General features: G+C 71.2%; 22 protein-coding genes. 18 read left to right on the plus strand and 4 right to left on the minus strand.

What is annotated here, in order from left to right; all coding sequences use genetic code 11:
• Positions 1–40 precede the first annotated feature (40 nt).
• A complete protein-coding gene (locus tag OHS57_RS33805; RefSeq protein WP_328584387.1) occupies positions 41–1,078 on the plus strand; it encodes a hypothetical protein in 1,038 nt (345 codons plus the stop codon).
• 86 nt (positions 1,079–1,164) lie between these two features.
• Here the strand turns inward: OHS57_RS33805 and OHS57_RS33810 are convergent, their stop codons facing one another.
• The gene (locus tag OHS57_RS33810; protein WP_328584388.1) at positions 1,165–1,863 is read right to left on the minus strand and encodes an NADPH-dependent F420 reductase; all 699 of its coding nucleotides are present in this window, start codon (positions 1,861–1,863) and stop codon (positions 1,165–1,167) included.
• 165 nt (positions 1,864–2,028) lie between these two features.
• Between OHS57_RS33810 and OHS57_RS33815 the strand changes: the two genes are divergently transcribed.
• The 5 genes from OHS57_RS33815 (at position 2,029) to OHS57_RS33835 (ending at position 6,019) form a co-directional block, all read left to right on the plus strand.
• Positions 2,029–2,286, plus strand: a complete 258-nt coding sequence (locus OHS57_RS33815) for a DUF5133 domain-containing protein (protein ID WP_063779684.1) — start codon at positions 2,029–2,031, stop codon at positions 2,284–2,286.
• Positions 2,287–2,398: 112 nt separating this feature from the next.
• Entirely contained in the window at positions 2,399–3,367 is a 969-nt protein-coding gene (locus OHS57_RS33820) for an NADPH:quinone oxidoreductase family protein (protein WP_328584389.1), read from the plus strand.
• Entirely contained in the window at positions 3,364–4,563 is a 1,200-nt protein-coding gene (locus tag OHS57_RS33825) for an acyl-CoA dehydrogenase family protein (RefSeq protein ID WP_328584390.1), read from the plus strand. Before OHS57_RS33820 ends, OHS57_RS33825 begins: the two co-directional genes overlap by 4 nt.
• The gene (locus OHS57_RS33830) at positions 4,542–5,636 is read left to right on the plus strand and encodes an acyl-CoA dehydrogenase family protein (protein WP_328584391.1); all 1,095 of its coding nucleotides are present in this window, start codon (positions 4,542–4,544) and stop codon (positions 5,634–5,636) included. The genes OHS57_RS33825 and OHS57_RS33830 overlap by 22 nt, the downstream gene beginning before the upstream one ends.
• A gap of 188 nt (positions 5,637–5,824) precedes the next feature.
• Positions 5,825–6,019, plus strand: a complete 195-nt coding sequence (locus tag OHS57_RS33835) for a hypothetical protein (RefSeq protein WP_041994067.1) — start codon at positions 5,825–5,827, stop codon at positions 6,017–6,019.
• A 21-nt stretch (positions 6,020–6,040) separates the two neighbouring features.
• Here the strand turns inward: OHS57_RS33835 and OHS57_RS33840 are convergent, their stop codons facing one another.
• Positions 6,041–6,418 carry a DUF779 domain-containing protein gene (locus OHS57_RS33840; RefSeq protein ID WP_041994069.1) on the minus strand — a complete coding sequence of 126 codons (378 nt, stop codon included), beginning with the start codon at positions 6,416–6,418 and terminating at the stop codon, positions 6,041–6,043.
• A gap of 107 nt (positions 6,419–6,525) precedes the next feature.
• Between OHS57_RS33840 and OHS57_RS33845 the strand changes: the two genes are divergently transcribed.
• Positions 6,526–6,846 (plus strand): putative quinol monooxygenase, encoded by a 321-nt coding sequence (locus tag OHS57_RS33845; RefSeq protein ID WP_328584392.1) that lies wholly within the window; start codon positions 6,526–6,528, stop codon positions 6,844–6,846.
• Positions 6,847–6,921: 75 nt separating this feature from the next.
• Positions 6,922–7,836, plus strand: a complete 915-nt coding sequence (locus tag OHS57_RS33850) for a DUF3048 domain-containing protein (protein ID WP_328584393.1) — start codon at positions 6,922–6,924, stop codon at positions 7,834–7,836.
• A gap of 49 nt (positions 7,837–7,885) precedes the next feature.
• Here OHS57_RS33850 and OHS57_RS33855 read toward each other — a convergent pair whose 3' ends face one another.
• Positions 7,886–8,506, minus strand: a complete 621-nt coding sequence (locus OHS57_RS33855; RefSeq protein ID WP_041994077.1) for an L-threonylcarbamoyladenylate synthase — start codon at positions 8,504–8,506, stop codon at positions 7,886–7,888.
• Between the two features lie 171 nt (positions 8,507–8,677).
• Positions 8,678–9,193 (minus strand): cupin domain-containing protein, encoded by a 516-nt coding sequence (locus OHS57_RS33860; protein WP_328584394.1) that lies wholly within the window; start codon positions 9,191–9,193, stop codon positions 8,678–8,680.
• Positions 9,194–9,331: 138 nt separating this feature from the next.
• On the opposite strand from OHS57_RS33860, the gene OHS57_RS33865 reads away from it, so the two are divergent.
• The 10 genes from OHS57_RS33865 to OHS57_RS33910 all read left to right on the plus strand — a co-directional run bounded on the left by OHS57_RS33865 (position 9,332) and on the right by OHS57_RS33910 (position 20,657).
• Entirely contained in the window at positions 9,332–9,766 is a 435-nt protein-coding gene (locus tag OHS57_RS33865) for an RrF2 family transcriptional regulator (RefSeq protein WP_328584395.1), read from the plus strand.
• Positions 9,763–10,689, plus strand: a complete 927-nt coding sequence (locus OHS57_RS33870; RefSeq protein ID WP_328584396.1) for a DsbA family oxidoreductase — start codon at positions 9,763–9,765, stop codon at positions 10,687–10,689. Before OHS57_RS33865 ends, OHS57_RS33870 begins: the two co-directional genes overlap by 4 nt.
• Before the next feature lie 466 nt (positions 10,690–11,155).
• The gene (locus tag OHS57_RS33875) at positions 11,156–12,727 is read left to right on the plus strand and encodes an ABC transporter substrate-binding protein (RefSeq protein WP_328584397.1); all 1,572 of its coding nucleotides are present in this window, start codon (positions 11,156–11,158) and stop codon (positions 12,725–12,727) included.
• Positions 12,728–12,785: 58 nt separating this feature from the next.
• Positions 12,786–13,814, plus strand: coding sequence for an ABC transporter permease (locus OHS57_RS33880; protein ID WP_328584398.1), 1,029 nt, complete (start codon positions 12,786–12,788; stop codon positions 13,812–13,814).
• A 3-nt stretch (positions 13,815–13,817) separates the two neighbouring features.
• On the plus strand, positions 13,818–14,705 hold the full coding sequence (locus OHS57_RS33885) for an ABC transporter permease (RefSeq protein WP_328584399.1): 888 nt from the start codon (positions 13,818–13,820) through the stop codon (positions 14,703–14,705).
• Positions 14,705–15,595: an ABC transporter ATP-binding protein gene (locus tag OHS57_RS33890; RefSeq protein ID WP_328584400.1), complete on the plus strand. Its 891-nt coding sequence runs from the start codon at positions 14,705–14,707 to the stop codon at positions 15,593–15,595. Before OHS57_RS33885 ends, OHS57_RS33890 begins: the two co-directional genes overlap by 1 nt.
• On the plus strand, positions 15,592–16,434 hold the full coding sequence (locus OHS57_RS33895) for an ABC transporter ATP-binding protein (RefSeq protein WP_041994093.1): 843 nt from the start codon (positions 15,592–15,594) through the stop codon (positions 16,432–16,434). Before OHS57_RS33890 ends, OHS57_RS33895 begins: the two co-directional genes overlap by 4 nt.
• A 52-nt stretch (positions 16,435–16,486) precedes the next feature.
• Positions 16,487–17,827: an LLM class flavin-dependent oxidoreductase gene (locus tag OHS57_RS33900; protein WP_041994095.1), complete on the plus strand. Its 1,341-nt coding sequence runs from the start codon at positions 16,487–16,489 to the stop codon at positions 17,825–17,827.
• Between the two features lie 9 nt (positions 17,828–17,836).
• Positions 17,837–19,576: an FAD-dependent oxidoreductase gene (locus OHS57_RS33905; RefSeq protein WP_328584401.1), complete on the plus strand. Its 1,740-nt coding sequence runs from the start codon at positions 17,837–17,839 to the stop codon at positions 19,574–19,576.
• A gap of 28 nt (positions 19,577–19,604) precedes the next feature.
• Positions 19,605–20,657, plus strand: a complete 1,053-nt coding sequence (locus OHS57_RS33910; protein ID WP_328584402.1) for an LLM class flavin-dependent oxidoreductase — start codon at positions 19,605–19,607, stop codon at positions 20,655–20,657.

Below are 20,657 nucleotides of genomic sequence, written 5' to 3' on the forward strand. Positions count from 1 at the left end.
CAGTCCAGTCCTGACACCCACTCCAGGGACGGAGTTCCACATGTCCGAGCCGCAGAACCCCAGCCGTCGGATCTTCCTGCGCGGCGCAGCCGCCACCTCGGCCGTCATCGCGGTCGGCGCGACGGCGGGCACGGCCGCCGCGTCCTCCCTCGCTCCGGGGGCCGCGCCCGCGGTCGCCGCCGCGCCGGGCGGATTCCCCGACTACAAGTACGTCAAGACGCTTCTGACGCCCTCCCAGCTCAAGTACAACCCGACCGGCGAGATCATCTTCCCCTGCATACGCGGCACGGCGGGCCGACTGACGGCGCCGCTCGGCCGCTACTACCTGTACTACGCGCCGCACGACGCGCCCGGTGGCATCTGCCTCGCCTACGGCGACCATCTGGAGGGCCCGTTCACGGAGTACCCGAACAACCCGATCGTCTCCAACAACTGGTCGCCGAACTACTCCGTCAGCCACGTCTCGTCCCCGCACGTGATGTGGATCGAGGCGTCCAAGGAGATGTGGCTGTACTTCCACGGCGAGAACACCACCACCCGGCTCGCCCGCTCCAAGGACGGCATCAACTTCACCTACGACAAGGTGGTCCTGTCGTCCTCGATGATGCCGTCCGGTACGACCGAGACGTCGTACGCCCGGGTCTTCCCGCACGAACTCCCCGCGAAGAAGGCCCACTTCGTGATGGTCTTCATGCTCAACAACACGTCAAACCACCGGGACATCTGCTGGGGCTGGTCCGCCGACGGGCGCAACTGGACCTTCGACCAGAAGCCGCTCGTCAGCCATGCCGACGTCGGCGCCGTCAATGTCGGCGGCCCGCACGTGCTTGAGCGTAACGGCAGCACGTACGTCGTCTACAACAAGGACAAGGAGAGCGGCGGCGACCTCATGATCACCGAGGTCGGCAACGACTTCACCCTCCGCAACCACCTGGGGGTGTTCTTCAACTCGTCGAACGGGGCGCCCGACAACGGCCGCAGCGCCTCGCCGAGTTTCGGCACCGAGGGCGGAGTGCCCTACATGGTGTACGAGTCGGGCGAGCGGCTGGCCGGCAAGATCGCGGTCGCCCGCGGCTGACCCCCCGCGGAGATCGGAGCCGGCCGTGGTGACGACGTCACGTCACCACGGCCGGCTCCCGCGCGCCGGGGGCCGGACGCCGTCCGTCAGGGCGTCGGGCGGACGGCGGCGTCGAGTGCCGCGCGCAGCGCCGTGGAGTCCGCCCTGGCGCCCGGGTCGTCACCGGAGACGCCGAGGCCCTGCGGGTTCTTCGCGTAGGGGACGACGTACGCCGGGGTGTCGCGCTGGAAGCGCCAGCTGTCGGCGAGCGTTCCGGCGTCCAGGGCGTGGTAGCCGAGCAGATCGATCAGCCGGGTCGCCGAGGCCTTGGCCTGCGCCGAGTCGCCGGCGATGGGCAGCGTCGTACGGTCGGCGGCGCCCGCGGGCCTGGCCAGGGCGGCCAGGTGCTTGAAGAAGATGTTGTTGAACGCCTTCACGACGTGCGAGTCGGGGAGATGGCGCTGGAGCAGTTCGCTGGTGGTCAGCTCCTCGGCGTCGAGTTCGGGGATCCGCCCGTCGCGCTCCGGATAGTAGTTGTCCGTGTCGAGGACGACTTTGCCGACGAGGGGCGCGACCGGCACCTGGCGGTAGTTCTTCAGCGGCACGGTCACCACCACCCAGTCACCCGCCTCGGCGGCTTCGGCGGCCGTCGCCGCGCGGGCCCGTGGCCCCAGCTCGTCCACCAGCGCGGTCAGCGTCTGCGGGCCGCGTGAGTTGCTGAGGACGACGTCGAGACCTGCCGCGACGCCCAGCCGCGCGAGGGTGCCACCGATGTTTCCGCTTCCGATCAGTCCAAGAGTGCTCATGGGTGTGGCAGCCGGAGCGGGCCCGGACCTATTCCCGGGCCGGGTGAATTCTCGACGCGCGCGGACGCCGGGACGCGGTCAGAATGTCCGGGAGGGGCGGGTGCTCCGCTGTGCGTGGGTATCCGGCTCCGGACCTGCCCACAGCCTGCTGGAAGTGGTGTTGACATGCTGCTGCCGGACAGACATCTGGTCGCCGATCTGCTGAGCCGCTACCGCGCGTGGGAACGGCTGGTACTGGCCGATCCGCTGGACGACGCCACGCGCGCACGGTTCGAGGACGTGGCGTACACGCTGTGTGTGCTGATGGGGCAGCGCACCGCGCGGGAGGCCATCCTCAAGGCCGAGTCGTATCTGAGCAAGATCAAGCCCATGCCGATCTTCCCCGTCGGCCCCGAGCCGGTCGGCCCCGGACTCCACGACTGACCCGTCCCGTGCCCGCCCGAAGCCGTCCGGTGGCGGCTGTTCCCACACCCACAAGCGACCGCTTAGTATGCGCGTGGACGCGGTACTGCCCAATGTGTGTGGAGGCCCCGAGATGCAGGCATGGCGAGTGCACCGGAACGGCGAGCCGGGCGAGGTGATGCGACTCGAAGACGTCGAGCGGCCCGAGCCGGCCGAAGGACAGGTCAGGGTGCTGGTCCGTGCGGCGAACATCAACTTCCCCGATGCCCTGCTCTGCCGGGGCCACTACCAGGTGCGACCGCCGCTGCCCTTCACCCCCGGCGTGGAGATCTGCGGCGAGACCGAGGACGGCCGCCGGGTCATCACCACGGCGGCCCTCCCGCACGGCGGCCTGGGGGAGTACGCGCTCGCCGACGCCGCGGGACTGCTCCCGGCGCCCGCCGCCCTGGACGACGCCGAAGCGGCCGCGATGCACATCGGCTACCAGACAGGCTGGTTCGGCCTGCACCGCCGCGCCCATCTGGAGAAGGGCGAGACCCTGCTCGTCCACGCGGCGGCCGGCGGTGTCGGCAGCGCCGCCGTACAGCTCGGCAAGGCGGCCGGCGCCACCGTCATCGGCGTCGTCGGCGGCCCCGCCAAGGCCGAGGTGGCCCGCGAGCTGGGCTGCGACGTCGTGATCGACCGGCACACCGACGACATCATCGCCGCCGTGAAGGAAGCCACCGGCGGCCGTGGCGCCGACGTCGTCTACGACCCGGTCGGCGGCGACGCCTACGCCAAGTCGGCCAAGTGCCTGGCCTTCGAGGGCCGCATCGTGATCGTCGGCTTCACCAGCGGCGAGATCCCGGCCCCCGCGCTCAACCACGCCATGGTGAAGAACTACTCGATCCTCGGACTGCACTGGGGCCTGTACGCGGCCAAGGACCCGGCCGCGATCCCGCGCTGCCACCAGCGGCTGACCGAACTGGCCGCGCAGGGCGTCGTCAAGCCCCTCGTCAGCGAGCGGGTACCGCTGAAGGGCGCAGCCGACGCCGTACAGCGCGTCGCCGACGGCGCCACCACCGGACGTGTGGTCGTCATCCCCGAAGGAGACTCCCGATGACCGAGGCGACGTACGCGACCGACGCGGCGGGACTGCGCGAGCGCGCCGCGCGCCTGCTGGCCGACCACCCGCCGGCCGACACCGCGCGCGACGACTTCCTGCGGGCCCGCTTCGATGCCGGACTCGCCTGGGTGCACTACCCGGTGGGGCTCGGCGGCCTCGACGCGCCGCGCGCCCTCCAGGCCGTGGTCGACAGCGAACTGGAAGCGGCGGGCGCACCCGACAACGACCCCCGGCGGATCGGCATCGGCCTCGGCATGGCGGCGCCGACCGTCCTGCGCTACGGCACCCAGGAACAGAAGGAGCGCTTCCTGCGGCCGCTGTGGATCGGCGAGGAGGTGTGGTGCCAGCTCTTCAGCGAGCCGGGCGCCGGCTCCGACCTCGCGGCGCTCGGCACCCGGGCGGTACGGGACGGCGACGACTGGGTGGTCGAAGGGCAGAAGGTCTGGACGTCCAGCGCGCATGTCGCCCGCTGGGCCATCCTCATCGCCCGCACCGACCCCGAGCTGCCCAAGCACCGCGGCATCAGCTACTTCATCTGCGACATGACCGACCCGGGTGTCGAGGTACGGCCGCTGCGCCAGATCACCGGCGAGGCCGAGTTCAACGAGGTCTTCCTCACCGGCGTACGGATCCCCGACGCGCACCGGCTCGGCGAGATCGGCGAGGGCTGGAAGGTCGCGCAGACCACGCTCATGAACGAGCGGGTCTCCATCGGCGGCTCCCGGATCCCGCGCGAGGGCGGCATGATCGGCCCCGTGGCGCGCACCTGGCGCGAGCGCCCCGACCTGCGTACCCACGAGCTGCGCCAGCGGCTGCTCACCCTCTGGGTCGAGGCCGAGGTGGCCCGCCTCACCGGGGAGCGGCTGCGCCAGCAGCTCGTCGCGGGGCACCCGGGCCCCGAGGGCAGCGGCATGAAGCTCTCCTTCGCCAGGCTCAACCAGGAGATCAGCGGCCTGGAGGTGGAACTCCTCGGCGACGAGGGGCTGTTGTACTCCGACTGGACGCTGCGCAGGCCCGACCAGGTGGACTTCACCGGACGGGACGCCGGCTACCGCTATCTGCGGGCCAAGGGCAACTCCATCGAGGGCGGCACCAGTGAGGTGCTGCTCAACATCGTCGCCGAACGGGTCCTCGGCCTGCCGTCCGAGCCGCGCAACGACAAGGACGTCGCATGGAAGGACCTCTCCCGATGAACCTGCTCTACACGGACACCGAGGACGATCTGCGCGCCGCCGTACGGTCGTTGCTCACCGACCGGTACGACCTGCCGGCGGCCCTGCGGCGCGCCGAGTCGGGCGACCCGTACGACGCCGACCTGTGGTCGTCGCTGGCCGGCGGCATCGGCGCCGCCGGGCTGCTCGTCCCCGAGAAGCTGGGCGGCCAGGGCGCGGGTCACCGCGAGGCGGCCGTCGTGCTGGAGGAGCTGGGCCGGGCCGTCACCGCAGCGCCGTATCTGACCAGCTCGGTCGTGGCGACCGAGACGCTGCTCGGCTGCGACACGGACTCGACGGACGTCGCCGGGCTGCTGACCGCGCTCGCCGGCGGCCACCGCGTCGCCGTCCTCGCGCTGCCCCTGACCACCCCGCCCGACGGGCCCCTGCCGGCCGCCGCCGACACCGTCACGGGCGTGGCCGACGCCGTACGCGCCGACGTGCTGCTCGTGCCGCGTGAGGACGGGCTGTACGCGGCCGAGACGGAAGGGCCGGGGGCGAGCGTCGAACCGCTGACCCCGCTCGACCTGACCCGGCCGCTCGCCGCCGTCACCCTCGACCCGGCGGCCGGCATCCGGATCGCCGACGCGGCGACGGGGCGCGCCGCCGTACGGCGCGGGCTGCTCGCCGGTGCGGGGCTGCTCGCCTCCGAACAGTTGGGCGTCGCCGAGTGGTGTCTGGAGGAGACCGTCAAGTACACCAAGGAACGGCACCAGTTCAACCGCCCGGTCGGTTCCTTCCAGGCGCTCAAGCACCGGATGGCGCAGCTGTGGCTCGAGGTCGTCTCGGCGCGCGCCGCCGCGCGCAACGCGGCCGACGCGCTGGCCACCGGCAGCCCGGAGACCGCGCTCGCCGTCGCGGTCGCCCAGGCGTACTGCGGCCGGGTCGCTGTGCACGCCGCGGAGGAGTGCGTACAGCTGCACGGCGGCATCGGGATGACCTGGGAACACCCCGCGCATCTGTATCTCAAGCGCGCGAAGGCGGACTCGGTGGCGCTCGGTTCGGCGGGCCGGCACAAGGAGACGATCGCCGAGCTGGTCGATCTGCCCGAGTAGCGGCAGCGCAGGACCGGCGGCCCGTCCGCTTCGAACCAGGAGCGGCGTCGAACTAAGAGCGACGATCCGAAGCCGTGGACGGGAACAATCACCCGTACGGCAGGCCTGCCGGTCGGCCGTCCGGGCGCCCTCCTCCGCCACACTGGCGGCCGAATGCCGCAATTGTCACGCGGCGGAGGAGGTAGTCGATGGCCATTTCGATCTCACTGGTGGTGCTGCTCGTCGTCCTCGCTGTGATCTTTCTGCGCAGCGGCGGACTGAAGGTCTCGCACGCGGTGGTCTGTGTCCTGCTCGGATTCTTCCTCGCGGGCACGAGCATGGCGCCGACCATCGCCGACGGGATCTCGACCACCGCGGGGCTGGTGAGCAGCGTCAGGCCGTAGCCGGCCGTCCCGTCGCGCCTGTCACGCGCCGACCATCCGCGACCGGATCAGGAACCGCACCCCTTCGGGAGCCTCCAGGGAGAACCCGCTGCCCCGTCCGGGGACCACGTCGACGATGAGCCGCGTGTGGCTCCACGCCTCGTACTGACTCACCGACATCCAGAACGGGACCGCCTCCTCCACCCCCTCGACCCGCAGGGACTGCAGCAGCACGTCCGAGTTGCCCGTACGGAACTCACCGTCCGGGTAGCACATGGGGGCGCTGCCGTCGCAGCAGCCGCCCGACTGATGGAACATCAGCGGCCCGTGGTCGGCCCGCAGCCGCCGGATCAACTCGGCGGCTGCGGGCGTCACCTCCACCCGCGCGGCCTGTCCGTCCGGAACCCGCTCGTCAGTCATCGTCCCAGCCAACGCCCCACAACGTTGCAACGCGGTTGCGTACGTCCGGGGCAGCTGGTCGTACTGTTGTGCTGATTGCTCCCGAACCGCAGGAATCGAGGACCGGTATGAGCGACAAGACCGTCGTCGTGGTCGCCACGATCACCCCCGCCGAAGGCCGGGAGGCCGACGTCGAACAGGCGCTGCGGGAGGCGATACCCGCCGTGCACGCGGAACCGGGCTGTCTGCTGTACGCCTTGCACCGCGGTACCTCCGGTGCCTTCGTGATGGTGGAGCACTGGGCGTCTGCCGAGGATCTTGAAGTACACAGCGGCGCTCCCGCGCTGGTCGCGCTCGGCGCGAAGCTCAAGGGGGCCACGGCGGGCCCGGTCGACGTGCAGGCGCTCGAACCGCTGCCGGCCGGGGACGCCGAACTCGGCGTCGTCTGACCGCGCTGCGACGGGGATTCGGCGTGCGGTCCGGGTACCGTCCCGATGGGAGCCCCATCGAACGGGAGGAGCGCCATGACCGGACGCAGAGCCGTTGCCGCAGGCGTCGCGGCGGCACTCGCCGCCGCTCTGGCGGCCGGCTGCACACCGACCGAGGACGGCACCACCCACCCGCGGGGCACCTCGCGCTCGGTGCTCACGGGGAAGCCGGGCGCGGCGGGCCGGGTGCTCGCCGTGAAGATCGACAACGTCCGCGCGGCGCGGCCGGCGACGGGCCTGAACAGCGCGGACCTGGTGTACGGGATCGAGGTCGAGGGCGGCCTCTCCCGGCTGATGGCGGTCTTCGACAGCAACCATCTGCCCGGCACGGTCGGCCCGGTGCGCAGCGCCCGGGAGACCGACCTGGAGCTGCTGGCCCAGTACGACCGGCCGGCCCTCGCGTTCTCGGGCGCCCAGAGCATGCTGCTGCCGGTCCTCAAGAGGTCGGACCTGGTCACCAGGACCGGGACCGGCGCCTTCTTCCGCAGATCGACCAGGTCGGCGCCGCACAACGAGTACGTGCACACCAAGGGGCTTACCGACGGCGCGGGGACCGCGAAGGACATCGGCCTGACCTTCGCCTCGGCGACCCCCGCCGGCGGCACACCCGACACGACCGCCTCGGCCAAGATGCCCGGCGCCCGCTTCGGCTTCACCTGGAGCGGGTCGAGTTACCGGGTGAGCATGGACGGCGCGCGCTCGCCCTGGACGGCGGACAACGTGATCATCCAGCAGGTGAAGATCAGGGAGTCCCGCTTCCACAGCCGCACCGGGTTCGTACCGTTCTCGGAGACGGTCGGCCAGGGCTCGGCCGTCGTACTCAGGAACGGCCGCTCCTACGACGTGCGTTGGAGCAGGCCGACCGAGAAGGCGGGCACGACCTACCGCCACGACGGCCGGACGCTGCCGCTGAGCCCCGGCCGCACCTGGATCGTCCTCGCGCCGAGCTGAGCAGGAACCGTCGGCAGGAACCGTCGGCAGGGGCCGCCGGCAGGGGCCGCTACTCGAAGCGGGAGACGTCGCCCGCGCCGCGTCGTACGATCTCCAACTCGCCACCGGAGAAGTCGATGACGGTGGTCGGTTCCGTTCCGCAGTCGCCCGAGTCGACCACGGCGTCCACCACATGGTCGAGCCGTTCCTTGATCTCCCAGCCCTGGGTCAGGGGTTCTTCCTCGTCCGGCAGCAACAGCGTGCTGGAGAGCAGCGGTTCACCCAGGTCCGCGAGGAGCGCCTGCGCGACGACATGGTCGGGGATCCGGACACCGACGGTCTTCTTCTTCGGGTGCAGCAACTGGCGCGGCACCTCCCGGGTCGCGGGGAGGATGAAGGTGTAACTGCCCGGTGTCGCCGCCTTGATGGCACGGAACACGTCGTTGTCGATGTGCACGAACTGACCCAGCTGCGCGAAGTTCTGGCACACCAGTGTGAAGTGGTGACGGTCGTCGAGCTCGCGGATCGACCGGATCCTGCTGATGCCGTCGCGGCTGCCGAGCTGGCAGCCGAGGGCGTAACAGGAGTCCGTCGGATACGCGACGAGCGCGCCCGCCCGGATGCTGTCGGCGACACCGCTGATGATGCGCCGCTGGGGGTTCTCGGGATGGACGTCGAAGTACTTGGCCATCCGGTGAGTCTAGGGTCTGTCGTGCGGATCACGCCGGATCAGGGAGCGGGGGCTGGTGTCGTGGATCGCAAGGCGGAGGAGGGAGGCGACGCGGAGCGTCGTCGACCGACGACAACGCCGCGAGGCGCGGCACCAGCACACGCGAGCCCGGCGTGATCCGCACGACAGACCCTAGGGCGTTTGCGTGCCGTTCCCGGGCAGGGCGTACAGGGCCGGGAGGTTGACGACGATCGCCTCCTGCGTGCTGCGGGCGATCACGACCACCGCCTCGTCCGCCGGGTCGGGGTTCTCCTCGCGGTGCGGTACGAACGGCGGCACGAAGATGTAGTCACCGGGGGAGGTGCGCAGCCGAACCTCCTGCGGCTCGTCGCCCGAGTCGTCCAGGAAGACGAACTCCGGGTGGCCCGACACCACATAGATCGCCGTCTCGGACTCGCCGTGGTGGTGGTCGGACGACGAGGTGGCTGGCGCCACATGGGTCTGGCCCATCCACAGCTTCTCCGACCCCGCGGTGCTGCCGCTGACACCGGCGAACCTGCGCATGCCACCCGTCTGCGCCGTGTCGCCGTCGAGGGCGTCGGCGCGGATGTGGTGCAGCCTGCTGCGCAGGGGCGCCGCGTGGTGGTCCTGGGTGTCGTGGAGGTGGGGGTGGAAACCCGCACCGGGAGTCGTCGGCGGCTCGCTCATGGCCGGGACGTTAGGGCCGCCCCGGAAAGGATGTCAAGAAGTGTCCTTTATCCTTCACCTGCGGCAATGTTGCCGCAATGTAGGTCGCGGACCCGCCGACCCCTCCGCCGGCGCGGCGCTGTCGGGCATGATGTGGGTATGCATATCTCCGCGAAGGCGGACTACGCCGCCCGGGCCCTTCTGGAGCTCGCGTGTGAGCCTGCCCGCCCGCTCACCTGCGAGGCCATCGCCTCCTCGCAGGACATTCCGTTCCGGTTCCTGAAGTCCGTGGTGGGCGAGTTGCGCAAAGCGGGCCTGGTGCGCAGCCAGCGCGGCTGCGAGGGCGGTTACTGGCTCGGCAGGCCGGCCGAGGAGATCACCCTCCTCGACGTCGTACGCGCCGTCGACGGTGAACTCATCACGCTGCGCGGCGAGTCGCTGGCCGGGCTCGACTACCCGGGCGCCGCAGGGGCGTTGCCCGGTGTGTGGCGGCAGGTCGAGGAACAGGCGGCGGCGGTGCTCGCCGCGCTGCCGCTGGCCGCGCTGGTGCCCGCGGGCGCCGTCGCGCGGCGGCCCGGGGTCGGCGCCGCGTGAGCGGCCCACCGGCACCGTCCGCCGTCGAGGTGGTGGAGTACACCGACCCGCTGTGCCCGTGGGCCTGGGGCTCCGAGCCCGCCTTCCGCGCGCTGCGGGCGGCGCTGGCGGGCCGGGTGCGCTGGCGGCGCGTCTACGCCATCCTCTTCGACCACGACGACGATCCGCCGCCCGATCCGGCCGCCGAGACGGCCTGGTACGCGCGGTACGTGGCGGAGGTCGCCGCGCACACCGGCGCCCCGCACGCCGTACGGCTGGACCGGGTCGCGGCCAGTTCCTGGCCGTCCTCGCTCGTCGCCAAGGCCGCCGAACGTCAGGGCGCCGACGTGGCGGAGCGGGCGCTGCGGCGGCTGCGGGAGACCGTCTTCGTGCGGGGCGAACCGGCGGACACCACCGCGCTCGCCCTGGCCGCGGCACGGGGTGTGCCCGGCCTCGACCTGCGGCGGCTGGCGGCGGACGCCGCGTCGGCCGACGTACTGGCGCAGGTCACCGCCGACCGCGCCGAGGCGCGCCGCCCGGTCCCCGAGGTGCTGGCCGTACGGGACGCTCCTGACGGTTCGCCGCATCCCGGCGGTGCGAAGGAGACCGCCGAAGGCGGCCGCCGTTACGCCCTGCCGACGCTGGTGTTCCGCGCCCCCGCCGGATACCGGGCGGTGCCCGGACTGCGGCCCTACGACACGTACGCGGCGGCCGTCGACGGGCTCTGCCCGGGGCTGCTGAGGGCTCCCGCGCCGGCGGACCCGACGGTGGCGCTGGAGCGGTACCGCAGCCTGACCGGGCCGGAGGTCCGGCTGCTCACGGACGGCGGACGGCCGCCGCAGGACGCGGTCCGGGTGGACACCGCCAACGGGCCGCTGTGGCTGCATCCGCAGGAGGCCGCGGTGCATCCCGCGACCGCCCGCACCGGCCCCGCCGGGCACTGAGTCACCCTCAGGAGCCGTCCCGGCCAATGAGACACCAATTGGTGTCCATTGACAGGCGGTGACGGTCGGCGTCAGGATGTGCACCATGCTCACGACGCACCCCGGTGTGGTGTGCCGCTACGTGGATCTGCGGCGCACTTCCAGCGCTCTCTGTCGCTGACCGCCAGCCACCCACGGCCCACAGGCATCTGACCGCCCACGCGGCACCCGGCCGCCCCGCCGGACAGCCGCTCCGCGTCCGTCGCTCGCCGTCATGCTCGTGCCTCGCCGCTCGCGGCTCCCTCTTCTCCGCCTTCCGGCCCACCCCCGTGAAACCACCGACGCCTCACACTTCGAGCGCGGTGTGTCCGACGTGCAACGAAGCCGTCGCAGGCATGCCCGCGCAGTGTGATCCGGTGTCACGCGCCGGTGTGTCCAGGCCCTCGTTTCCCGGCAGCGGCCGGGACCATCAAAGAAAGCCAAAGAGATGTCCGGACGACCCACGCCCCGCCGCCCACTGGACCCGCGATCCCCCCGAGGGGCCGGCCGTCTGCGCCTCGCCGCCCTCGGGACAGCGTTCGTCGCCGCGCTCGTACCGGCCCTCAGCGCCTGCGGCGGTGACGCCGCGGGCGCCGCGGGCAACTCCACGCTCAAGTGGACCTCCTCGTACTTCCCCACCCACTGGGACCCGGTGGTCGGGGGCAGCGGCGCCCAGTTCCGTGAACTCACCCTCGTCTACGCCTCGTTGACGCGTACGGACGACACGGGCAAGGCCGTCCCCGACCTCGCCAAGAGCTGGGAGTACAACGACAAGGGCGACCAGGTCACCTTCCACCTGCGCCCCGGCCTGAAGTTCAGCGACGGTGCGCCCGTGGACGGCGCCGCCGTCAAGGCCGCCATCGAACGGGCCAAGAAGCAGAAGGACTCGGCGCTCTTCGGCGATCTGACCTCGATCAGGTCGGTCGAGGCGCGGGGTCTCGACACGATCATCAACCTGAGCCAAGTCGACTATCAGATACCGCAGTTGCTCGGCGAGCGGGTATTGCAGATCGCCAGCCCCAAGGCGGCGAAGTCCCCGAAGAAGCTGGACCAGGCCCCGGTCGGCGCCGGCCCCTTCATCGTGACCCAGCTGGTGCCCGGCACGAAGGCCGTGCTGAAGAAGAACCCCGACTACTGGGACGCGAAGAACATCCACATCGACAACGTCGAGCTGACGTCGGCCCCCGACGCCTCCACCGTCGTCTCGGGACTCCAGACCGGCGTCTACAACTTCGCCGACATCGAACCCAGCCAGGCGGACGCGGCGAAGAAGGCAGGACTGGACGTCTTCGTCCAGCCCGGCTTCAACGCGTCCAACATCAGCCTCAACGTCAACAAGGCGCCGTTCGACAACGCCAAGGTCGTCGACGCCGTCCGCTACGCGATCAACCGCAAGGAGTTCGTCGACAAGCTGACCTTCGGCTACGGAGAGGCGACCAACCAGCCCTTCCCGAAGGGCTATGTCGCCTACGACCCGCAGTCGGCGGACAACTACTCCTACGACCCGGCGAAGTCGAAGAAGCTCCTCGCCGAAGCGGGCTACCAGGCCGGTGACATCAAGCTCGACCTGGTCATCCCCGCGGAGGACCCGAGCGCCGAGATCGTCCAGTCGCAGCTCGCCAAGGTCGGGGTGACCGTCAAGATCAAGGTCGACAAGAACTGGGCCACCCCGTTCTTCGCCAAGGACCTGACGTTCTCGCTCTACGGCACCACGGGCCGTGACTCCGCCGCGCAGACCCTTACCGCCCACTTCGGTCCCAACGGCCCGCTGAACCTCAGCACCCCCTATGAGCCGGACGGTTTCGAGGCGGCCATCGCCAAGGTCCGGCAGACCCCGCTGGACGCACCGGACTACCCGAAGGTCCTCCAGGCGGCCACCCGGGCGGGCCTGGAGAGCAAGGCGCTGGTCTTCACGTACTCGTCGCCGAACCTCATCGCCAAGAGCAAGTCGATCTCCGACCTGCCCAAGAACCCGGCCCATATCGACTGGAACGGCGTGACCATCGCCGCCGGCAACTGACCTTCCCCGTCCACACCATCGAGTGAGCCACGCCATCAAGTGAGAGGGGGGCAACCCCATGACGACGACAGCGGTACAGGCCGCGCCCGCCCGGCGTCGCGGCGCCGCCGCGGCCAGGACGCGGCACACACTGGGCCGGGTCCTGGCCACCCTCGCCAGGTCGGTCGCGATCTTCGTGCCCGTCTTCCTGGTCGCGACCTTCGTGACCTTCGCACTGCGGTCGCTGAGCGGCCTCAGCCCGGCCCGGATCCAGCTGGGCGAGGAGGCGACGCCCGAGGCCGTCGCGCGGGTCGAGGCCCAATGGGGTCTCGACCGGCCGTTCCTGGTGCAGTACTGGGACTGGTTCAGCGGTGTGCTGCACGGCCAGCTGGGGTCCAGCTGGACCAACGGCGCCGACATCTCCACCCTCATCGGCCTGGGCCTCGGGGTGAGCCTGTCCGTCGCGACCTTCGCGCTGGTCATCGGCGTACTGGCCGGATTCGGGCTCGGCACCCTGGCGGCGCTGCGCCGCACCACCTGGATCGACCGGACCATCACCGGCTTCGTCACCGTCATCTCGGTGATGCCCGCCTTCGTGGTCGGCATCGTGCTCGTCGCGGTCTTCGCCGTCGGGCTCCATGTCTTCCCCGCCGCCGGTTACGTCCCCGCGCAGCAGGGGTTCGGCCCGTGGCTCGCCCACATCACCCTGCCGGCCGTCGCGCTGAGCTTCGACGTCATCGCCGACGTCGCCCGCCAGTTGCGCACGAGTCTGATCGCCGCCTACCAGGAGAACTACGTGATCGGCGCGGTGGTACGGGGGTTGAGCCCGCGGCGGATCTTCTTCCGCCATGTGCTGCGCAACGGCCTCGGTCCCGCGCTCGCCACCCTGGGGCTGAAGTTCCCCTCACTGGTGGGTGCTTCCGTCGTCACGGAGTGGATCTTCGGCCTCCAGGGCTTCGGCCGCTTCGCCAACGACTCAGCCCAGGCCGGTGACGTACCCGCCGTCCAGGGGGTGCTCGTGGTGTCGATCGTCCTGGTCGTCCTGTTCAACCTGATCGTCAACGTGGTGCTGGCGCGTGTGACGCCCGCTTCGCAGAGGGGAGTGTGAACCATGGTGCGCCGCGTTCTCGCACTCACGTCCGGCCGGATCGCTCTGGTCATCCTCGCCGTGATCGCGCTGCTCGCGATCTTCGGCCCGCTGCTCGCCCCGCACGACCCACTGGCCACCAGCGACAACACACTGGCCGCCGCCTCCGGTTCGCACTGGCTGGGCACGGACTACCTCGGCCGTGACGTGCTGAGCCGGCTGCTCGACGGGTCCCGGGTCAGCGTCCTCGGCTCGGTCGAAGTGGCCCTGATGGCACTGGCGGTGGGCGCGATCCCCGGCATCCTGTCGGTGTATCTCGGCAGGGTCTTCGAATGGCTCACCCTGCGGCTCGCCGACACCCTGGTCGCCCTGCCGTTCCTGCTGTTCGCCGTCGCCGTGATCGCGCTGCTCGGCAACGGCATCACCCAGGCGATGCTCGTCACCGGCGCGCTGGTGTCACCGCTGTTCTACCGGGTGTCCCGCGCCGCCACGCTCGGCGTGGCCCGCTCGCAGTACGTGGAGGCCGCGCTCATCTCGGGCGCCTCCATCCGCTGGGTGGTACGCCGCCACGTCTGGGTCAAGGTGCTGCCGCCGATCGCGGTCGCGCTCGCGCAGACCATCGGCGTCGGGTTCGTGATCGTCGCGAGCCTCACCTTCCTCGGCATCGGCGTCCAGCCGCCGGCGCCGACCTGGGGCGGTCTGCTCGCCTCCGACCTCGGCTACCTCAGCCACCAGCCGTGGGCGCCCTTCGCCCCCGCGCTGCTGATCATGATCACGGTCTGGGGCAGCAATCTGCTGGCCGACGCGATCCGGGACGTGTCCGGCGAGTCGGGCCGCGCGCTCGTCAACAACCGCAAGGCCCGCGCCAACCGACTCGACAAGACCGACCCCGTTCCCGCCGGAGGTGCGTGATGACGACGCTGTCCAAGAACCGCACGCAGGAGGACGTCCGGCCGCTCCCGGCGCCCGACACGGTGGAGCCGCCCGCCCCGCCGGTGCTCGCCCTGCGCGACGTACGCGTCAGCGACCACGTCAGCGACCGGGAGATCGTCCAGGGGGTGAGCTTCGAGCTGACACCCGGCAAGGCCGTCGGCATCGTCGGCGAGTCGGGCAGCGGCAAGACCATCACCTGCCGCGCCACCCTGGGCATCCTGCCGCCGCACTTCGAGGTCACCGGCGGATCGATCGCGATCAACGGGACCGACATCGGCACCCTCACACCGCAGCAGTGGACCGCCCTGCGGGGCACCACCATCAGCGCCGTCTTCCAGGACCCGGCGTCCTACCTCAACCCGTCCATCCGGGTGGGCGCGCAGATCGCCGAAGTCATCAGGCTCAAGAAGGGACTTACCCGCCGCGAAGCACGGCACGGCGCCGTCGAGTTGCTGCGGGCGGTCCAGCTGAGCGACCCGGAGCTGGTCAGCGGGCAGTACACGTACGAACTGTCCGGCGGCATGCTCCAGCGGGTCCTGATCGCGGCGGCCATCGCCGCCGACCCGCAGCTGCTCATCGCCGACGAGGCCACCACCGCGCTCGACGTCACCGTCCAGGCGGAGATCCTCGACCTGCTCGCCGAACTCCGCGAACGGGCGGGCCTGGCGCTCGTCGTCGTCTCCCACGACCTGGCCGTCGTCGCCCAGCTCTGCGACGAAGTCCTCGTCATGCGGCAGGGCGAGGTGGTCGAGCAGGGGCCCACCGAAGCGGTGCTGCACCACCCGCGGCACGAATACACCCGGATGCTCATCGCCGAGCACGAGCAGTACGGCCTGGACAAGTTCCTCACGGCGAAGGAGGCGTCATGACCGACGAACCGCGGCCCGCCGCACCGGTGCTGGACGTCACCGGACTCGACGTCCACTACGGCCTGCGCCGGCGGCGCAGGCGCGCCCTGAACGGGGTCTCGCTCAGCGTCGCGCCCGGCGAGACCGTCGGTGTGATCGGCGAGACGGGCTCGGGCAAGTCCACCTTCGCCCGCGCGACGCTCGGCCTGGTGCGCGCCTCGGCCGGGTCGATCGTCATCGACGGCGAGGACGTCAGCGCGTACGGAAACCGCCAGTGGCGCGCCCTGCGCCGCCGCGGGGTGATCCAGTACGTCTTCCAGGACCCGCTGCGCAGCCTCGACCCCGACCTGACCGTCGAGGACTCCCTGACCGACCCGCTGGTCGTCCAGGGCGTACAGCGCAAGGAGGCGGCCCGGCGGATCCGCGCGGTACTGGACCGGGTCCGGCTCACGGAGGAGCTGCTCGGCCGGCTGCCGGGCGAACTCTCCGGCGGACAGCGCCAGCGCGTCGCCGTGGCCCGCGCGCTGGTCACCGAACCCCGGCTGCTCATCCTCGACGAGCCGGTCAGCGCACTCGACTCCGCCAACCGCGTGCAGATCCTGGGCATCCTCAAGGAACTGCGGGCCTCCGGGGTCGCCCTGATCTTCATCTCCCACGACCTCGGGTCCGTCGCCGGTGTCGCGGACCGTATCGCGGTGCTGTACCGGGGCGAGCTGGCCGAGGTCGGCGCCGCCCGTGACGTCATCAACGAACCCCAGCACCTCTACACACGCCTGCTCGTCAGCTCGGCGCCGACCCTGCACACCGCTGCCGCCAACCGCGCCGAGCGCGAGGCCCTGCGCGCACTGCTGCACGCCTGAACCAGCCACAGCACCGAAACTTCCGCAGCCCATCCACAGCGAAGGAACAGCCATGTCCCGCAAGATCCATCTCGCACTGCACCCGTACGGCGTCGGCGGCCCCGGCCAGCACGGCCTCTGGAAGGACCCGCGCGTCGCCAAGAACGCCAGCATCGACATCAATTACTACATCCGGCAGGCACAGGCCGCCGAACACGCCCTCTTCGACGCCCTGTTCGTGGTCGACAGCCAGTTCATCAACGCCACCTACCCGGCGCACTACCTCAACCGGCTCGAACCGCTGACCCTGTTGTCGGCCGTCGCCACCCACACCAAGCACATCGGCCTGGTGGGCACGGCCAGTTCGACGTACAACTCGCCGTTCAACCTCGCCCGCAGGTTCGCCTCGCTCGACCACATCAGCGGCGGCAGGGCCGGCTGGAACGTGGTGACGAGCTTCGACACCGGCGCCTCCAAGAACTTCGGCCTGGAGGAACACCTCGACTACACCACCCGCTACGGCCGCGCGCTGGAGTTCGTCCAGGTCGCCCGCGGGCTGTGGGACTCCTACCAGGACGGCGCCTTCCCGGCCGACGTGGAGCGGGGGGTCTTCCTCGACCCGGCCAAGCTGCACGCCCTCGACCACGTCGGTGAGCACTTCAGCGTGGCGGGCCCGCTCAACCTCTCCCGCTCCCCGCAGGGCCAGCCGGTGATCTTCCAGGCCGGGGTCTCCGAGGAGGGCCGCGACCTCGCCGCCCAGGTCGCCGAAGGCATCTACGCCCCCGGCGGCCCGCTGGAGCAGGCGCAGGCGTACTACACCGACATCAAGAAGCGCACAGCGGCGTACGGCAGGGACCCCGAGCACATCAAGATATTCATCCACGGCGGCCCGGTCGTCGCCGCGACCGACGAGCAGGCCAGGATCCGCGAGCGGGAGATTTTCGAGGAGGACAACGACTTCGACCGCAACCTCGCGCTGCTGGGCCGCTCCTTCGGCGCGTACGACTTCAGCAGCCACGACCTGGACGCGCCGTTCCCCGATGTGGCCCATCTCGCGGAGAAGGGCGGCAGGACAGGCGCCTCGAAGATCATCGAGCGTGCCCGGACCGAGAACCTGACACTGCGTCAAGTCGCCCAGGGACTCAGCCAGTTCCGCCGCTCGCCGTTCGTCGGCGCGCCGCAGACCGTCGCCGACACGATCGAGCAGTGGTTCGACGCCGGCACCTTCGACGGCATCAACCTGGCCTTCCGCACCGAGGACGACATCAGCCTCTTCGTGGACGGTGTGGTCCCGATCCTGCAGAAGCGCGGCCTGTTCCGCACCGAGTATGAGGCCGACACCCTGCGCGGCAACCTCGGCCTCCCCGTCCCGGCCAACCAGAACGACCGCGAGCACCAGCTCGCGGGCAACTGAGGCCGTGCCATGACCGAACTGTCCGTGACAGGCGGGCGGGACGTCCACACCGTCCGCTTCCCCGCCGACGCGCCGCCGGCGACCGTGGACGTACTCGTCGTCGGCGCGGGTCCCGTCGGCCTCGCAGCGGCCGTCGAACTGACCGCACGCGGCGTACGGGTCGCCGTCGTCGACCGCGCGCGCACCGCGACCCTGGTACGTGCCGGCGCGATGGGCCACACCCCGCGCGTCGTGGAGCACTTCCGCCGCTGGGGGCTTCTGCAGCGCATCCGGGACGCCTGGACGTACCCCACGGAGTGGAACCAGGGCACCAAACTGATCACCTCCCTCGTCGGGCACGAACTGGTGCCCCTGCCACGCCCGTCGTTCACCGCACGGAGCGGTCCCCGGCACTCGTCGCAGGAGGCGCTCCGCCGTCCGCAGACCGTGCTCCAGCACGTCTTCCTGGAACACCTGGGGGAGCGGGGCGTCAGTGTCTCCGGCGGCTGGGAACTGCGCGACCTGCGCGAGGACGCCGACCGTGTCCACGCCGAGGTCGTGGACCCCGACTCCGGCCGGTCGCGCACCGTCAGCGCCGCGTACGTCCTGGGCGCCGACGGCGGGCGCAGCACGACGCGGCGGCTCGCCGGCATCGACAGGGAAGGGGAGCACGCCGCCGAGAAGCGACTGCGCCTGATCGTCCGCACCGGCGACGTCTCGGCCCGTATCGGCACGGCGCCGAGCGCCAGCAACATCGTCTTCAACCACAAGGCGTCCGGCTTCCTGGCCGCCGTGAGCACCCGCGAGTGGCGGGTCTACGCCGGACCGTACCCGCTCGAATACGAGCCCGGCGAGGAGGAGTTGCTGGCCTTCGGCCGCGCCGCCTTCGGATTCGACCTCGACCTCGAACTGGTCTCGGCGACGACCTTCTACCACGCCACCCGGATCGCCGAGACCTTCCGCAAGGGCCGGGTCCTGCTGGCTGGCGACGCCGCCCATGTCCGTACACCGGGCGGCAACCTCGGCGAAGGCATCGGCGACGTCGTCAACCTCGGCTGGAAACTGGCGGCCGTGCTCGCAGGACAGGCCCCCGAGACGCTGCTCGACTCGTACGACGAGGAGCGCCGCCGGCACAACTGGCGTGTCGGTGACCACGCGTTGAGCCGGGCCCGCCGCTCACAGGCCACCCTTCAGGAGATCCGCGACGGCGGCATCCCCGACGACGCGGACCTCGGCGCCGAAGCCACCCGGCGCAGGACCGAGATCGGTGAACGGCTGCGACGCGACCGGGGGGAGGCGGTGGGCGTCACCTTCGACGAGCGCTACGACGCGTCCAGTGTGATCTGGTACGAACCCGGCCAGCTCGACTCCGAACCGCCCTGGCGCGCCGACGTCTACGAGGACGACCCGCGCCCCGGTCACCGGGCCCCCGACGGCCCGCTCGACCCGTACGGCGGCACGCTCCACGACCGCATCGGGACCTCCTTCGCCCTGCTCGTCCTCACCGACGAGCGCGAGGTCGAGCGGGCCGTCGCGGCGGAGGCCGCGGCCAGGGCGCTGCCCTTCACCGTCGTCCATCTGAACAGCCCCGGCGCGCGCGAGGTGTACGGCGCCACCAACGTCCTCGTCCGGCCCGACCAGCACGTCGCGTGGCGCGGAACGCAACTGCCCGACACCGGCGCCGCAGGCCTCCTCGACCGGGTGCTGGCGGTGACCGGCCACGAGACAGCGAGCACCGAACTCGTGACCGCGGGCGCCGCCCGAACCTGACCGGCCCCGTCCGAAAGGTACTCGTCCCATGACCACCGAGACCCCGCGTTTCCGGCTCTGCTTCCTCACCCACGTCCAGGGCCGCAGCGACGACGTCGCCCAGACGTACCGCAACGCCCAGGAACTCTTCGTCGTCGCCGACGAACTCGGCTTCGACGTCGGCTGGGTGGCCCAGCACCACGTACCGCTCGGCGGTGGCGGCCTCTCCTCACCGTGGACCTTCCTCGCCCACGCCGCCGCGCGGACCGAGCGGATCCGGCTCGGCACCGCCATCACGGTCCTCCCGCTGGAGGACCCCGTCCGGCTCGCCGAGGACGTCGCCACCGTCGACACCCTCAGCGGAGGCCGTGTCGAGATCGGCGTGGGCAGCGGCGCCAACAGCCAGGAGTACGCCGCCTTCGGCAAGGACGTCGCCCGCAAGCGCGAGCTGACGAGCGAACATCTCGACGTGCTGCGCGCCGCCCTGGCCGGCGAGGAGGTGCGCACACCGGACTTCCGTATCCAGCCGCGGCCTGCCGACTTCACCGACCGGATCTGGCAGGGCGTCTTCAGCGGCGGCGGCGCCGAGTACGCGGCGGCCGGCGGCTCGAACCTGCTGCTCAACCGCGCCGCGTACGGCTTCGACGCCCCCACCGACGAGGTGCAGCGGCCCTGGGCCGACGCCTACCTCGCCGCCTGGGACCGGCCGGGACGCCCCCGGATCGGGCTGTCCCGGTTCGTGTTCCCCGCGAAGGACCGCCGCACGGCGCTGCGCCACATCAGCGACGACGTCCACCGGGCGGCGCTGCGCATGGCGAAGAGCGGCGCCTTCCCCCAGGACGTCGACGTGGCCGAGGCACTGCGCCGCTTCCACTCGTTCTACGGCCACCCCGACGAGATCGTCACCGCGCTGCGGCAGGAGAAGGTACTGCCCGTCGCGACCGACCTCATCACCCAGTTCAACCCCGCGGTCCCCGACCACGAAGCCGCGGTCCGCGCCCTGGAACTCATCGCGACCGAGGTGGCCCCCGCCCTGGGCTGGACACCGGCGGCGAAGCGCGCCCGCCACCTGGAATCCGTGCCCCACCCCGCAGGAGTATGA

Source organism: Streptomyces sp. NBC_00370, from assembly GCF_036084755.1.
GTDB lineage: Bacteria > Actinomycetota > Actinomycetes > Streptomycetales > Streptomycetaceae > Streptomyces.